Annotated in this window: 2 protein-coding genes; both read left to right on the top strand. The window is 64.6% G+C overall.

All coding sequences use genetic code 11. The features are described 5' to 3' along the window. On the top strand, positions 1-372 hold a 372-nt coding region (locus NBZ83_RS32000), incomplete at its 5' end, for an EndoU domain-containing protein (protein WP_261576495.1). 137 nt (positions 373-509) lie between these two features. Continuing rightward, the gene (locus NBZ83_RS31995; RefSeq protein WP_261576494.1) at positions 510-740 is read left to right on the top strand and encodes a hypothetical protein; all 231 of its coding nucleotides are present in this window, start codon (positions 510-512) and stop codon (positions 738-740) included. Positions 741-1,650 lie beyond the last annotated feature (910 nt).

Raw genomic sequence — 1,650 nt, 5'->3', positions numbered from 1 at the left:
GGCTTCCACAGCGCCCCCGACGGCCATCCCCCACCCGACCGCCGCATCACCGAGATAGAAAGAGAATTTCCGGACGGAACCTATGCGGCCCGCGTGGAGTTCCAGCGACCGTCGGATGGAGCCTGGCAGGAGAAGAAGGTAAGAAACCACATCATGTTTCCGGACTCCTGGTCGACCTCAAAGGTTCGACAGGCAGTCCAGGAAGCCTACAACCAGGCCTACGATAAGCACATAGCACCTGCACTCGCAGACGGCCGTAAGATCGAAAATCAGATTCCGAAACAGCAGGTGGAAGGAGTTCCGATTCGACTCTACGTAGGACCGGACGGCACTCTTCGCACAGCATTCTGCGAACCCGACGAAAAAGCCTGAGTGGAGCATACATGAGATGGCAGTTCCAAGTGGATGCGGACGGCGACTTGACGGTGTCCGCATCCACCGGTGTAGATGCGAACACAGCCAGGGCCGTAGCCGATTTCCTACAGGCCGACGTCGGAAATCAGCCAGCCATGTATCGCATCTATCAAAAGTCGTGGACGGCTCTCCGCTCGGGTAAGGCCGACGAGGTGTCAGGGAACGGCACCGTACAGGAGATCGAGGGGGATCGGGTGCTGTTGGAGTCGTTGTATGAGCAGTGGGAGTCGGTATACTTCACGATTGCGGAGTTCGAGGAGCTGCTGGACGACTACGCGGCGTTCCTCGACTCCCGGAGCCGGCCCGGCGCGGGGAGCGAAGGGTGAGCGGTTCCGCGGAACCGTCAGCGGGGTAGGCCGACGAGCTCGTCGAAGCGGATGTGGCGGAGTTGCACGCCGAGGCGGCGGGTCCGGCGGCGGAACGGCAGGCTCCTTTGGTGGGGGAATCGGCACCACCGCTGGCGCATCCGCGGGTTCCGACCATGTCGGCTTGATCGTGCGGAGCTAGAACGAGTGAGTCCTGGATGTTCGGTGGTTGTGGGCGACCTGATCGGGTGATGGCCGCGGCGTGCTGGTCGGGCCAGCTCGCCGCGGCCTGCGCCAGGGTCCCTTTGCTGCCGTGGGCCCGCTTCTCCTTACGTGGGGGTGGCGCTGTGAGGCCCGGCTCGGCCGGTGATGCCCCGCGGGGGCCGGGCCGTCCGGGGTTCGGTGCGCCCCATCGGCCGCTGCATCTCTCGCATCTTTCCGTGACCAGTTGTGCACGAAGCCATGCCGAGGTTTAGTCGCGGTTTTCGACCGTGGAACCGTGGCTAGACCTCGGCACGATCTGGCCACAGTCCGGCTGGAAATCGGGCTGGCGGGGAAGCGGGCGGCAGTGGTCGGGGCCGCGCCGAGATATTGGGCTGACAGGGTCGGCTGACGGCTACCTAGAGTGAAAGAACGATTCGGAACCACTCGCATGGTGGCCATCGACCTCGCCGGACCCACGTCGATCGGTCGGTCGGCTACCGCGACGCGGGAGAGGGGACCGGCGGGAGGAGCTGGCATACGCGGGTCGGGCCGGCAGACGGCCCACCGACACGACCTCTATGGTATCCGCACTACTACTCTAGGTGAGTTACGGTTCGGGCTCCCGTGCAGACGATGCGACCTGGGGGCCTGATGTCGGTGTTTGCCATGGCCATGGCGCTGCTCGCCGTCGCGGTGATGCTCGCCGGCATCGCCGGCACCCTACGCG

The sequence above is a fragment of the Frankia gtarii genome (genome assembly GCF_025403375.1).
GTDB classification, from domain to species: Bacteria; Actinomycetota; Actinomycetes; order Frankiales; family Frankiaceae; genus Frankia; species Frankia gtarii.
Note: the sequence above shows the minus strand (reverse complement) of the source record. Positions and strands in the feature narration are given on the sequence as shown.